The 13,992-nt window shown below is 66.4% G+C and carries 11 protein-coding genes and 1 tRNA gene; 10 read left to right on the forward strand and 2 right to left on the reverse strand.

The annotated features are described in order from the left end of the window. The first annotated feature begins 83 nt into the window (after positions 1–83). Positions 84–1,931: a multicopper oxidase family protein gene (locus OVA31_RS10580; protein WP_267631052.1), complete on the forward strand. Its 1,848-nt coding sequence runs from the start codon at positions 84–86 to the stop codon at positions 1,929–1,931. 71 nt (positions 1,932–2,002) lie between these two features. Here OVA31_RS10580 and OVA31_RS10585 read toward each other — a convergent pair. After that, positions 2,003–2,088 (reverse strand) — tRNA-Leu (locus OVA31_RS10585). Positions 2,089–2,477: 389 nt separating this feature from the next. On the opposite strand from OVA31_RS10585, the gene OVA31_RS10590 reads away from it, so the two are divergent. The 7 genes from OVA31_RS10590 (at position 2,478) to pknB (ending at position 12,105) form a co-directional block, all read left to right on the forward strand. Continuing rightward, on the forward strand, positions 2,478–3,674 hold the full coding sequence (locus OVA31_RS10590; RefSeq protein WP_267631053.1) for a DUF3662 and FHA domain-containing protein: 1,197 nt from the start codon (positions 2,478–2,480) through the stop codon (positions 3,672–3,674). Positions 3,675–3,855: 181 nt separating this feature from the next. Next, entirely contained in the window at positions 3,856–4,320 is a 465-nt protein-coding gene (locus tag OVA31_RS10595; protein ID WP_164310115.1) for an FHA domain-containing protein FhaB/FipA, read from the forward strand. After that, complete coding sequence (locus OVA31_RS10600; protein ID WP_267631054.1) at positions 4,317–5,762, forward strand: PP2C family protein-serine/threonine phosphatase; 1,446 nt, start codon at positions 4,317–4,319, stop codon at positions 5,760–5,762. The genes OVA31_RS10595 and OVA31_RS10600 overlap by 4 nt, the downstream gene beginning before the upstream one ends. After that, positions 5,762–7,192 carry an FtsW/RodA/SpoVE family cell cycle protein gene (locus OVA31_RS10605; protein WP_267631055.1) on the forward strand — a complete coding sequence of 477 codons (1,431 nt, stop codon included), beginning with the start codon at positions 5,762–5,764 and terminating at the stop codon, positions 7,190–7,192. Before OVA31_RS10600 ends, OVA31_RS10605 begins: the two co-directional genes overlap by 1 nt. Beyond that, the gene (locus tag OVA31_RS10610; RefSeq protein ID WP_267631056.1) at positions 7,189–8,694 is read left to right on the forward strand and encodes a peptidoglycan D,D-transpeptidase FtsI family protein; all 1,506 of its coding nucleotides are present in this window, start codon (positions 7,189–7,191) and stop codon (positions 8,692–8,694) included. The genes OVA31_RS10605 and OVA31_RS10610 overlap by 4 nt, the downstream gene beginning before the upstream one ends. Beyond that, entirely contained in the window at positions 8,694–10,070 is a 1,377-nt protein-coding gene (locus OVA31_RS10615) for a serine/threonine-protein kinase (RefSeq protein WP_267631057.1), read from the forward strand. The genes OVA31_RS10610 and OVA31_RS10615 overlap by 1 nt, the downstream gene beginning before the upstream one ends. Positions 10,071–10,176: 106 nt before the next feature. After that, positions 10,177–12,105 carry a Stk1 family PASTA domain-containing Ser/Thr kinase gene (pknB, locus tag OVA31_RS10620; RefSeq protein WP_267631058.1) on the forward strand — a complete coding sequence of 643 codons (1,929 nt, stop codon included), beginning with the start codon at positions 10,177–10,179 and terminating at the stop codon, positions 12,103–12,105. A gap of 81 nt (positions 12,106–12,186) precedes the next feature. Here pknB and OVA31_RS10625 read toward each other — a convergent pair whose 3' ends face one another. Continuing rightward, positions 12,187–12,870 carry an aminodeoxychorismate/anthranilate synthase component II gene (locus OVA31_RS10625; RefSeq protein ID WP_267631059.1) on the reverse strand — a complete coding sequence of 228 codons (684 nt, stop codon included), beginning with the start codon at positions 12,868–12,870 and terminating at the stop codon, positions 12,187–12,189. A 220-nt stretch (positions 12,871–13,090) separates the two neighbouring features. On the opposite strand from OVA31_RS10625, the gene crgA reads away from it, so the two are divergent. Together crgA and OVA31_RS10635 are read left to right on the forward strand one after the other, a co-directional pair. Further along, entirely contained in the window at positions 13,091–13,381 is a 291-nt protein-coding gene (crgA, locus tag OVA31_RS10630; protein ID WP_124709472.1) for a cell division protein CrgA, read from the forward strand. Between the two features lie 92 nt (positions 13,382–13,473). After that, positions 13,474–13,980 carry a PH domain-containing protein gene (locus tag OVA31_RS10635; RefSeq protein WP_267631060.1) on the forward strand — a complete coding sequence of 169 codons (507 nt, stop codon included), beginning with the start codon at positions 13,474–13,476 and terminating at the stop codon, positions 13,978–13,980. The last annotated feature ends 12 nt before the right edge of the window (positions 13,981–13,992 follow it).

Genomic DNA, 13,992 nt, shown 5'->3' on the forward strand with positions numbered 1-13,992 from the left:
CCAGGCCGGTTCGGCGCGACGAGACCCCAGGTAACTTCTCCACGGGGTCTCAATAAGCGCAACTGATCGGGGGATGAGCAAGCGTGGGCGCGAACATCGGTCGTCGACAACTACTCGTGGGAGCGGCGGCAGCCGCCGCAGCGGCACGGCTCGGCAGGGGAACCGCGGCGGCCGAGCCCGCGCCGCCACCGCCATACCCGACGATCTTCCACTCGCCACCGATGGAGAAGTACGTCGACGAACTACCGGTGCCGAAGGTGATCACGTCGTCGCCGACAGAACCGATCGAGATGGTCGCCCGGTCCACCACGACGCGCTTCCACCGCGACCAGCCGCGGGTGCCGGCGATGGGGTACAACGACGAGTCGTATCACGGCCCCACGATCGAAGCCCACGTCGACGAGCAGACGACTCTCCATTACCGCAGCGAGCTCGGCAGGCACACCTTCGCCGCAGATCTCGACACCACGCTCCATGGTGTCTCCGAGAGTTATCGCAGCAGCCCGCCCACGTCGTTGCATCTGCATGGCGGCGCCACACCCCCGCAGTTCGACGGGCATCCACAACGCCTTCTGCTGCCCCACCACGGCACATCGCTGCTGGAGTACCCGAATCGTCAAGAGGCCGGGCATCTCTGGTATCACGACCATGCCATGGGCATCACCCGCGCCAACGTCTACGCAGGTCTCACCGGGATGTACTTTCTGCGCGACGGCTACGACACCGGCGGCGCCGACAACCCCCTCGGTTTGCCGTCCGGACCGCATGAGATCCCACTCATCCTGCAGGAAAAGGTCTTTCACGACGACGGCCGACAGAGTCTGCGATCCACACCCGTGGTACCGCAGGGCTTGTGGGAGGGCGGAGCCGTCGGTGATCGGGGTGTGGTGAACGGCCGGGTATGGCCGAAGATGACAGTTGCCCGCGGGATGTACCGGTTCCGCCTCATCAACGCCGCGTCGTTCTCGGTCTGGCGGCTGTTCTTCTCCAACCGCATGCGCTTCTGGGTGATCGGGAACGAGGGCGGTCTGCTCAACGAGCCAGTACGGAGCGCCTCCATCCTGGTGGCGCCCGCCGAGCGATTCGACATCCTGGTGGACTTCAGTTCGCTCGCGCCCGGTGAATCGGTCGAGCTCTGCAACGATCTGACGCCACCCTTCCAGGCGGCCGTGCTGGGCGAGGTCGCGTTGTCGAGGTTCTGCAGGTTCACCGCGGGTACGGAACGTGGCGACCGACGCCCGGTGCCGACCACTCTGCGCGGTGGGCGAAATCGGCCGGCCCGGATCCCTCCACCCGCACGGCCAGACGTGATCCGACGGGTGTCCGTGTCACAGCCGTACGAGGTCCGCCTGCCGCCGGCGATCATGTCGCTCAACAATCTGCGCTTCAGCGATCCACAGATCGAAAAGCCCCGGGAGGGCACCGTCGAGCGCTGGGACATCATCAACATCACGCCCGACCCGCATCCGATCCATCTGCACCTCATCATGTTCCGGGTCCTCGGGCGACGTCCTCTCCGCACCGTCGACTACCAGGCGGCGAATCCGCAGCCGCCCATCGGCACCCGGTGGGCGCCGGACCCGAGCAACTTCTACGCCGGGCCGATGCGCCCGGCCGCCGCGTGGGAGGCCGGGTGGAAGGACACCGTGCGGGCCGACGGCGGCCAGGTGACCTCGATCCTCGTCCGGTTCCCCCGGGCCGACGAACTCGGCTTCGATCCAGACGCGATCTTCTCGTCCGACCCGACCGACTCGCGCACGCGACCGGCCCACGGTCGATCGGTCGCGCCGCACATGTCCGGAAGCCACCACGCCGGTGCGATGCCGGCACACGGAATGGTCACCACCGACCTACAGGGCTACGTCTGGCACTGCCACATCCTCGATCACGAAGACCACGACATGATGTTGCGATATCGGCTGGTGCCGTGAGCGGACACCAAAAAGGTCAGGCCGCATTTCTGCAACCTGACCTCTGTCATCGAACTGAGCTGAACTGCTCGTGGTGGGCGAAGGGGGACTTGAACCCCCACGTCCCGAAGGACACTGGCACCTGAAGCCAGCGCGTCTGCCATTCCGCCACTCGCCCGTGGCCGTCTGCGTGAGACTGGAAGACGATAGCAAGGCCGGTGGGCGGAAGTAAAACCGGTTGGCGGCCCCACCGCACCCGTCCGGGTGGCCAGTCACGCGGGTCTGGCGACACAACGCGGGTAGTCGACGGCCCGCGCGGGCCGAATGCACCCGCGTTTGCCGAGCTGAATACCCCGATTCGTGATCAGAAATACGCGTATATGCGCTGGTCACATCCGGTTCGGAGAGTATGGTGATGAGCACGACGTCGGTGGTGCTGATGTTGCGCGCGGTGCTGCATTGACGGGAACCCCGTCATAATGGGCACAATCGGTATCATCTATCAAGGCCATACGCACGGCGACACGCCATGGCCGTCTGGAACCGAGCCGCGAAGGGAGGTCGCCGGTGGGCATTCTGCAGCGTATTGAGCGCAAGCTCGAGGGCGCCGTCGACGACGGCTTCGCACGGGTCTTCGGGGGCCAGGTCGCCCCACAGGAGATCGAGAACGGACTGCAGCGAGAGGCCGAGGAATCCCTCGAGGATCTCGGCGACGGTGCAGTCCTCGCTCCGAACAGCTATACGTTGTTGTTCAGTCCCACCGACTACGAGCAGATCGCGGCCGAGTACGAACTGAATCGCAAGACGTTCTCCAAGCATCTCGAGAACTTCATCTCCGACAATGGCTGGCAGACCTACGGCCGGGTGGTCGTAGAGTTCGACCAGTCGCCGTCGTTGCATACGGGTATATTCCGCGCCCGCGGTGCGGTGAACCCGGATGTGCGTCTGCGGCCTGTCGCGTCCGGTCCGCAACGACCACCAGCACAGCAGCACCCACAACGTGCACACCGAGAAGTAGGAGCCCCACAAATGACCAACAACCCCGGATACGACCAGCGCAGGGGCACCGACCCGGCGTACGACCAGGGTGGCCAGCAAGGTGGCTACGACTACCCGCAGGGTGGTTACGAGCAGGGTTACGCCCAGCAGCCCGGCTACGACCAGGCCTACGCGCAGCAGGGATATGGACAGCCCGGGTACGGCCAGCAGGGTTACGACCAGGGCTACCAGCAAGGTGGCTACGACCAGAACTATGCGCAACAGCCCGGCTACGACCAGGGCTACCAGCAGGGCGGCTACGACCAGAACTATGCACAGCAGCCCGGCTACGACCAGGGCTACCAGCAGGGCGGCTACGACCCCGCATACGCACAACAGCCCGGCTACGACTACCAGCAGGGCTATGCCCAGCAGCCGCAGTACGGCTACCAGCAGGGCGGCTACGACCAGGGTTATGCGCAGCCGGGTGGTTACGCGCCTGCGGCGATCACCCTGCTGCTCGAAGACGGCAGCAACCGCACCTTCCAGCTACGTGACGGATCGAACATCATCGGCCGCGGCCAGGACGCACAGTTCCGTCTCCCGGACACCGGCGTGTCGCGCCGGCACGTGGAGATCCGCTGGGACGGCTCCACCGCGATGCTGACCGATCTGAACTCGACCAACGGCACCACGGTCAACGACCTCCAGGTCAGCAGCTGGGAACTCGCCGACGGCGACCGTATCCGCGTCGGGCATTCCGACATCACCGTCCGGTTCCAGTAGTCCCCAGTCATCCACCCGGTCTCCTACGAGAGACCGGGCGTTGATACTGAACTGTCACATCTCAATGTCGGCGAAATCAGCGTCTGCCCATAAGATGCAGTCGGGTCCGTTTCAACGACAAGGCGCCCGGGGTGGAACGAGCGGGCCGCGAGAGGCGATGGCGCTGGAGGTGAACACGTAAATGCAGGGCTTGGTGCTGCAGCTGACCCGATTCGGGTTCTTGCTGCTGCTCTGGTTGTTCGTCTACGCCGTCATCCGCACGCTCCGGGCCGATATCGCGACCGCCGGTGGGAGCCGGCTGGCGCGCTACACGCGGGGCGACAAGCGCGACCGGTCGGCTCGGGCCGCCCGTGGCTCGGCGCGCTACCTCGTCGTCACGCATGGTGCGCTGGCCAACACCCGCATCACTCTCGGCACCCAGCCGGTGCTGCTCGGCCGCGCCGACGACTCGACGCTGGTGCTGACGGATGACTATGCGTCCGAGCGGCATGCTCGGCTGTCGCGGCGCGGTGACGACTGGTACGTCGAAGACCTGGGGTCCACCAACGGCACCTACCTCGACCGGTCCAAGGTGACGACGGCCGTCAAAGTCCCCATCAGCACCCCGATTCGCATCGGCAAGACCGTGATCGAGCTGCGCCCGTGACACTGGTGTTGCGCTATATCGCGCGAAGCGACCGTGGGCTGGTCCGCTCGAACAACGAGGATTCCGTGTACGCGGGCGCCCGATTGCTCGCACTCGCCGACGGTATGGGCGGTCACGCCGCAGGCGAGGTGGCCAGTCAGCTGGTCATCCAGGCGCTGCGCAACCTCGACGACGACGAGCCGGGCGGCGACCTGCTCGCCCAGCTCGACCGTGCCACCCACACCGGTAACGCGGCGATAGCCGACCAGGTGGACCACTCCCCCGAACTCGAGGGCATGGGCACCACCCTCACGGCGATCCTGTTCGCGGGCAACCGCATCGGCCTGTGCCACATCGGGGACTCCCGCGGCTACCTGTACCGGGACGGCCAGCTGACCCAGATCACCCGCGACGACACGTTCGTGCAGACCCTCGTCGAAGAGGGACGCATCACGCCCGAACAGGCCCACTCCCACCCGCAGCGCTCGCTGATCATGCGTGCGCTGACCGGCCAGGAGGTGGAGCCGACGCTGACGATCCGCGAAGCGCGCGCAGGCGACCGCTACCTGCTGTGCAGTGACGGATTGTCTGATGTGGTCAGCGAGGAGACCCTCGCCGACACGCTCGGCTCGATCGTCGACCACAAGGAATGTGCCGATCGGCTCATCGAACTCGCGCTGCGCGGTGGCGGTCCCGACAACGTGACGGTGATCGTCGCAGATGTCGTCGACACCGAGTACGGCGATTCGCGGCCCATCGTCGGCGGTGCCGCGGGCGTCGACGACGAGGGCTACACACCCGACCCGGCAACAGCCGCCGGTCGTGCCGCAGCATTGCGACCACCGCCTGCGGAACCGCAGCGGCCCACCATCATGGCCGACGACGAACCGCCCCCTCGCAATCGGCGTCGGCGGTGGCTCGTCGCGGGCACGGCGGTCGCGGTGATCGCGTTGATCGTCGCCGGGTTCTTCGTCACCCGGGCGATGGTGCGCAACAACTACTACGTCGGCGCGGTCGACGGTGACGTCGTGGTCTTCCAGGGCTCACCCGACAAGGTGCTGTTCCTCGACCTCAGTTCGGCATCCCAGAGCGCCTGCGTGACCGGGCTCGATCAGACCGACCCGGTGATCGAGTTCGTCGACCACGGCGCGTCGGACACCTGCACCCCGTTGCAGGTCGCCGATCTCGCCGAGCTCGACCGCAACGCGGTTGTCGGCAAGTCCATCCGGAACATGCCACTCGCCGAGGCCGAAGAACGGGTACGGCACCTGAACTTCCTGCCGCTGTGCCCCGCGCCGACGCCTGCTCCGGCTCCCGCCCCGACGCCGGGAGCGCCGCCTGCCCCATCTCCGGCGCCGTCGGCACCACGCACGACGACACCTGTCCCAGAGACCACCGAGACCTCGCCGCAGGCACCGCCGCAGTACGACAGCGACGGCAACAAGATCTGCCGAGGTCATTGATGAGCCAACCCGCAGCTCCCGTCCATGCACCGCCGCGCCAGCCGCCCGAACAAACCGGACGCACCGCGGAATTGGTGCTGCTCGGATTCGCCATCGGCCTGGTGACGGTGGCGCTGCTGATCGTTCAGGCGGCCCAAGGAGAAAGTCTCACTTGGGATCTGGCGAAGTACGTAATCGCCTACATCGTGCTGTTCGGTGCTGCGCACCTGGTGGTCCGACGCTACGCGCCACACGCCGACCCATTGCTGCTGCCGGTGGTCGCAGTGCTCAACGGCCTCGGACTGGTGCTCATCCACCGGCTTGACCTGGGTACCGGCCGCAACGGCGAGACGGTCAACCCCACCGACGTCACCCACAACGCCGATCAGCAACTCGTCTGGGCGGCGCTGGGCATCATCGCGTTCTCGGCGATCCTCATCCTGGTCCGCGATCACCGCACGCTGTCGCGGTATTCGTACACGCTGGGCCTCGGAGGCCTTGTCCTCCTGATCATCCCGGCCCTGCTGCCGTCGTCGATGTCGGAGATCAACGGTTCGAAGAACTGGATCATCCTGCCGTTCTTCTCGATCCAGCCCAGCGAGTTCGCCAAGATCCTCATCATCATCTTCACTGCGGCGTTCCTCGTCTCGAAGCGAGATCTGTTCACCACCGCGGGAAAACACTTCCTGGGCATGGACTTCCCCCGCGCACGTGACCTCGGTCCGCTGCTGGCGGCATGGTTCGTCTCGATCGCGGTGCTCGCCTACTCGTCCGATCTGGGCAGCTCCCTGCTGATCTTCTCGACGATGCTGACGATGGTGTACGTCGCGACCGAGCGTGCGAGTTGGCTGGTCCTCGGCGTGACCCTGTTCGTGGTCGGCGCGCTCCTCGCCTACCAGCTGTTCGCCCACCTGCAGGTGCGCGTGGAGATCTGGCGGGATCCGTTCAGCGACTTCAACGGTTCCGGCTATCAGATCGGCCAGAGTCTCTTCGGTCTGGCCACCGGAGGCCTCTTCGGCACCGGTCTGGGTTCTGGCAGGCCGAACATCGTCCCGTTCGCGAACACCGACTTCATCATCGCCACGATCGGCGAGGAACTCGGACTCGTCGGGCTCGGGGCGGTCCTGATGCTCTATCTGATCTTCGTCCTGCGCGGACTCCGCACCGGCATCGCGGTTCGTGACAGCTTCGGCAAACTGCTCGCCACCGGCCTTTCGTTCACCATCGCCGTGCAGGTGTTCGTCGTCGTCGGCGGCGTCACCAAACTGATCCCGCTGACAGGTCTGACCACACCGTTCCTGTCGTACGGAGGTTCGTCACTGCTCGCCAACTACATCCTGGTGGCCTTGCTCATCCGGATCTCGAACGCGGCACGCGAACCCGATCCCACGCGTAAACGGCCGCCGCCCAAGAGCATCGACTCACTGCCGACCCAGGCGGTGCGCCGATGAACAAGCCGATCCAGCGAGTGTCGATGGCGGTGATCGTGATGGTCATCGCGCTCCTCGCCAACGCCACCTACGTGCAAGTGTTCAAGGCCGACAAGCTGCGGTCCGACCCGCGCAACAACCGCGTGCTGCTCGACGAGTACGCCCGGCAGCGCGGCGCGATCACTGCCGACGGCGGTTCCGTGGTCGCGGTGTCGGTCCCCACCGACAGTCGGCTCAAGTTCTTGCGCACCTATCCGCCGAACACAGCGACCGCGTTCGCGCCGGTCACCGGCTATTACTCGTTCCAGTACGGCAGTACCGGACTGGAGCTGTACCAGAACTCGATCCTCAACGGCAACGACGACCGACTCTTCGGTCAGCGGTTCATGGACATGTTCTCGGGCCGGGATCCGCGCGGCGGAAACGTGGTGAGCACCATCGTCCCGCGGCTGCAGCGCGCGGCTTTCGACGGTTTGCGCAACGGATGTCAGGGCGGCTGCCGCGGCGCGGTGGTGGCACTGCAGCCGAACACCGGCAAGATCCTCGCGATGGCGTCGACGCCGAGCTACGACCCGAACAAGCTGGCCAGCCACGACCAGGACGTGCGGGAGAAGAGCTGGGCCGCATGGAACCAGCCCGGCGACATCGACAACCCGATGCTCAACCGTGCCGTCAACGAGCTGTATCCGCCCGGATCGACGTTCAAGGTGGTGACCACGGCGGCCGCGCTGCGCGACGGCGAGACCCCCGATGTCCGGCTCACCGCGGCACCGTCGATCGTGCTGCCCGACACCAACACGTCGCTGACCAATTACGGCGGCGAGACCTGCCCTGGCTCGTCCGGGGGCACTGTCTCGCTGCTCCAGGCGTTCAAGTACTCGTGCAATACGGCTTTCGTCGATCTGACGACGAACAAGATGAAGGATCCGATCACTGTGTTCCGTGAGACGGCGCAGCGCTTCGGCCTCGACGAGAAGCAGCCGGACACCCCTCTGCCGGTGTCCCGGTCGACCGTCGGCGCCATTCCCGACCTCGCCGCGCTGGGACAGGCGTCCATCGGGCAGCGCGACGTACGGGTGACCCCGATGCAGATGGCGATGGTGGCCTCAACCGTCGCCAACGGCGGCGTCCGGATGCAGCCCTATCTCGTGGACAAGTTGCAGGCCGCCGATCTGCGGACGCTGCAGACAACTCAACCGACCACCATCAACGAGCCGATCAGTTCGGACCAGGCCGCGACCCTGACCTCGCTGATGATCGAGTCGGAACGTAGTACACAGGGGGCCGGCGGCCCGGTCTCGATCGCATCGAAGACGGGTACCGCCGAGCACTCGGCGACCTCGGACGTCGAATCGGAGACTCCGTACTCGTGGTACATCGCCTTCGGGCCGTCCTCGAATGCGCAGATCGCGGTCGCGGTGGTGGTCGAGAACGGGGACCCGGGTCCCGCGTCAACAGGGGGTGCGGTGTCGGCGCCGATCGGACGAGCAGTGATCAATGCGTTGGTGGGAGGTGCAAGCTGATGACGCTACAAAGTGGCACCACGATCGCCGATCGTTACCGGCTGATGCGTCTCATCGCGACAGGTGGCATGGGCCAGGTGTGGGAGGCCGTCGACAGCCGTCTGAACCGGCGCGTCGCGGTGAAGGTCCTCAAGGCCGAGTACTCGAACGATCCCGAGTTCACGGCGCGATTCCGCACGGAGGCGCAGACCACCGCGAAGCTCAACGACCCGGGCATCGCCAACGTCTTCGACTACGGCGAGACACCCGACCGGGGCGGCGGCGATCCATTGGCCTACCTCGTGATGGAGCTCGTCGACGGTGAGCCGCTGAACTCCGTGATCTCCCGGATGGGCCGGCTCTCGCTGACCAACACCCTCGACATGCTCGAGCAGACCGGACGCGCCCTGCAGGCCGCGCACAGCCAGGGCCTGGTGCATCGCGACGTGAAGCCGGGCAACATCCTCATCACGCCGACCGGCCAGGTCAAGATCACCGACTTCGGCATCGCCAAGGCGGTCGACTCGGCACCGGTCACCCAGACCGGCATGGTGATGGGCACCGCCCAGTACATTTCGCCGGAGCAGGCCACCGGCGACGAGGCGACCGCCGCGTCGGACGTCTATTCACTCGGCGTCGTCGGCTACGAGGCGCTGACCGGTCGCCGGCCGTTCCTCGGCGACGGTGCGATCACCGTCGCGATGAAGCACATCCGTGAGACGCCGCCGCCGCTGCCGACGAGCGTGCCCGGCAACGTCCGCGACCTGATCGACACCACGCTGGCCAAGGATCCCCGCCAGCGATACGCCAACGGCGGTGAGTTCGCGGCCGCGGTCGCGGCGGTCCGGGCAGGTCACAGACCACCTCGTCCCGGCGCGATCGCCGGGGCCGCCGCCGCGGGAGCCCTGGGCGGGGCTGCCGCCGCCGCTGCGATGCGTCCGACGACGAGGTCGATGGCCGATACCGCTGCGGCCCAGCCCGCGACAGCGCGCACCACGAGCCGACCACCAAGCCGACCGGTGCCCCCGGCCGACGACAACAGCTGGACCACCGGCCAGAAGGTGCTCGCCGGTGCCGCCGGGGTGTTGTTGATCGCGGCGCTCGCACTGCTCGGCTACTGGCTGTTGAACATGGATTCGTCGTCACCGGAGGCGCCTGCGCCGTCGTCCACGACGACGATCACGGAGACCACCACCCAGGCCCCGGAGACCACGCAGGAAGAAGCCCCCGTCCAGACGACGACGCGCGAGCCGACGACGACCAGGACGACCACCGAGGAGACGACTCCCGAGGAGCCCACCACGACGACGGTTCCGGAGACCACCGACCCCGGCGCTCCCACCGCGACCCGTCCGACATTTCCGACGTTCACCATTCCTGGCTTCCCGGGTGGATGAGTTGACCGATAATGGATGAGGTGTCGTTTCCACGCGCGGTCCGGGCAATCATGCCCGGTCACCGTCCGGACGATCGCAAGCAGCGAAAGATGGTGAGCGCAAGGTGATGTCGACACCGCACCATCTGTCCGATCGTTACGAGCTCGGTGAGACGCTCGGATTCGGCGGGATGTCGGAAGTCCATTTTGCCCGGGATCTCCGACTTCACCGTGACGTCGCGGTCAAGGTGTTGCGCGCCGATCTGGCCCGCGACCCCACCTTCTATCTCCGATTCCGCCGCGAGGCACAGAACGCGGCGAAGCTGAATCACCCGACCATCGTGCAGGTGTTCGACACCGGGGAGGCCGAGACCGAGGACGGCCCGCTCCCGTTCATCGTGATGGAGTACGTCGACGGCGAGACGCTACGCGACGTGCTCCGGGCCAATGGACAGGTCTCGCCGCGACAGGCGATGACCTGGATGGCCGATGTGGCTGCCGCGATGGACTTCTCACACCGCAACGGCATCGTGCATCGCGACATGAAGCCCGCCAACGTGATGATCGACAAATCCGGCGCCGTGAAGGTGATGGACTTCGGCATCGCGCGCGCGATGAGTGACTCGACGTCGACGATGACGCAGACGTCGGCGGTGATGGGCACTGCGCAGTATCTGTCACCGGAACAGGCGCGGGGCATCAAGGTGGATCCGCGCAGTGACATCTACTCGATGGGCTGCGTGCTGTTCGAGTTGCTCACCGGCGAACCTCCCTTCACCGGCGACTCGCCGGTGGCGGTCGCGCATCAGCACGTGCACGAAGACCCGCCCTGGCCGTCGTCGATCCGGCCGGAGATCCCGCGCGAGCTGGACTCCGTGGTGCTCAAGGCGATGAGCAAGAACCCGGCCAACCGCTACCAGTCGGCGGCGGATCTGCGATCCGACCTCATCAAGGTGCTCGCCGGCGGAAAACCGTCGGCGCCGATGCTGCTGTCCGACGAGGACCGCACCGAGTTCATGGACAGCGGCCCGCGCCGCGCCCTTGCTGCCGACGCCGGTGTCCGACGTGGCAGCGGAAACCACCGACGTGACGACGCCGACGGTGACGGTGACGAGGCCGAACCGACGCGGCGACGTATCCGTGGTCCGGTGATCGGTGCCGTCGCGGCCGTCGTGGTCCTGCTAGCCGGACTGTTGCTGTGGTCTCCGTGGAGCTCGGACTCGGCCCGGCAGGTTCCGGTGCCCGCCGTCGCGGGGAAGTCGCTGACGGACGCGCGGGACAGCCTCGAAAAGGCCGGTTTCAAGGTGAAACAGCTCGAGGAACCGAGCCTGGACGTCGCCACCGGTTCGGCGACCCGATCCACCCCGGCCGAGAATGTGCTGGCCGCGCAGGGATCCGAGATCACGCTGTACATCTCGACCGGCCCTCAGCGACACCAGATGCCCGACTTACAGGGCCAGACTCCGGACGAGGCCACCGAAGCGTTACGCGTCCTCGGCTTCTCGAATGTGAAGACCGATCGGGTCGACTCCAGCGCCGACCTCAAGGACAAGGTCGTGAGCACCACGCCGCCGATCGGCGCCGAGGCACCGGTGAACGGTGCCGTGGTGGTCCATGTGGGCAACGGCCCGAGGGAGATCACCGTCCCCGACGTCACCGGTCAGACCGAGGATGCGGCGCGCACCGTGTTGGAGCAGGTCAACCTGAAGGTCGTCTCGATCGCCGGTGACTCCGAATTGCCTGCCGGTCAGGTCGTCAGCAGTTCACCGTCGGCCGGTACCACCGTGGAACAGGGTTCGACCGTGCAGATCGTCGTGTCGCGCGGCAACATGTTCGTGATGCCCAACCTGCGCGGGCAGACCCCCGCACAGGCCCGGCAGTCACTCGCCGCGGCGGGCTGGCAGGACACCACGCTGACGCGGTCGACGCGGAACGTCCCGATCACCAGCTCCGATGACGGCAAAGTGGTCGGCCAGGAGCCCGACGCCGGGGCACGCGTACGCAAGAACGGCTCGGTCTCGATCGTCGTCGGTCAGGGCAGTCTGCTGCCCGGCTGATCTGTCCCGCCCATCCGCCGATCGAGTAGGCGAGGAGCGCAGCGAGGAGCGCAGCGAGGAGCCGTATCGAGATCCCGCAGGTCAGCCGACGGCGTCGGCCATCTCCGCCTCGAGAACGGCCACCCGCGATTCGTCGATGGAGACACCGCAGACCGCCAGCCAGTTCGCCAGCATCCGGTGACCGCCCTGCGTGAGAACACTCTCGGGATGGAACTGCACGCCGTGAATGGGCAGTTCGCGGTGCGCCATCGCCATCACGATGCCGGACTCGGTACGACCGGTCACGACCAGCTCGTCCGGGATCGTCTCCGGGAGGACCGTCAGCGAGTGATAGCGCGTCGCGGTGAACGGATCCGGTAGTCCGACGAGCACACCCGCGTCGTCGTGGAACACCAGCGACGTCTTGCCGTGGAGGAGTTCGGGCGCGCGGTCGACGGTGCCGCCGAACGCCGCGCCGATCGCCTGGTGGCCGAGGCACACGCCGAGGAGCGGTATGCCGGTCTCCCGTGCCACACCGACCATCGGGATCGTCGCGCCCGCGCGCTGCGGGGTGCCTGGTCCGGGGCTCAGGAGCACACCGTCGAAGCCTTCGATCGCGGCGGTCGGGTCATCGAGCTGCGGATCGTCGTTGCGCCACACCACGGCCTCGACGCCCAGCTGGCCCAGATACTGGACCAGGTTGTAGACAAAGCTGTCGTAATTGTCGATGACCAGGATGCGGCCGGAGGTGGTTCCGGCTCCCACGTGCGCAGACGGCTGATTCACCCCGTCAGGCTACCGCGGGCGCCCAGACACGGGTCACCTGGTTTTCCGGGCCGCCCGACGTCGGAATCGCGACATTGTCGGGTCAGCTACCTGGTGAGATACCGTAGACACAGAGCTCTTGCGAGAGCGACGGACCGCCGGGCCCCCGATGCGGGACATCTCCGGCCATCGTCGCGCCGACCGACAGCCCGACGCGCTGTTCAGCACTACAAAGGAAGTCATGCCGAAGTCAAAAGTCCGGAAGAAGACCGACTACACCATCAACCCGGCCAGCCGTACGCCGGTCAAGGTGAAGGCCGGACCGTCGAGCAACATCTACGTGTGGATCATGCTCGGACTGATGCTGCTCGGGCTCGCCTGGCTCATCGTGTTCTACCTCGTCGCGACACCGTCGGCGCTCGGCGCCGAGGGCAAGGCCCTGCACTGGATGTACAACCTCGGCCCGTGGAACTTCTTGATCGGATTCGCCCTGATGGTGGTGGGTCTGCTGATGACGATGCGGTGGCGCTGACCAGCGGTGCCGCACCCGACTCACATGTGTGTAATTCATCCACACTGTGGAAATCACATGTGTGTAACTCATCCCCACTGTGAGTAAGTCCTGTGGATAACTCTGCCGAACTGTCCACACTCGAATGGTCGACACCGCGGCCTGCCGCATTCACACTGGCCGCTGGCGGGCTGATTCTGCTGGTCGCGGCGATATTGACCGCTTCTGACCCGGTTGGTCTGGTGTTGATGGGGTTCGCCGCGCTGCTCCTGTTGGGTTTCGCCGGATATGCCCTGTGGATACGTCCACGCCTCGCCGTGACGACTGGTGATGATCCACAACCGGCGATCACGGTGCGCACCCTCGGTGGCACCCACACGTATCCGCGAGATCGGATCGACAGAATCCGTCTGATCGACTTCCGGCGGATCGGCCGACGGACCGGTCAACTGGAGTTCGACGTACTGCGCGACGACGCGCCGTCGACGGCACCCACCGAAGGCCTGCGCGAGGACACGCGCCTGGTGGTGTTCAGCAGATGGGATCTCGGCGCAGACCTCGGGGACGTCGCCGACGACCTCCGGCTGGCCGGCTTCGTCGTCGACGACCAGCGCAAGTAGTCGCGCTCCCGG

The organism is Gordonia sp. SL306, from assembly GCF_026625785.1.
In the GTDB taxonomy this organism is placed as follows: domain Bacteria; phylum Actinomycetota; class Actinomycetes; order Mycobacteriales; family Mycobacteriaceae; genus Gordonia.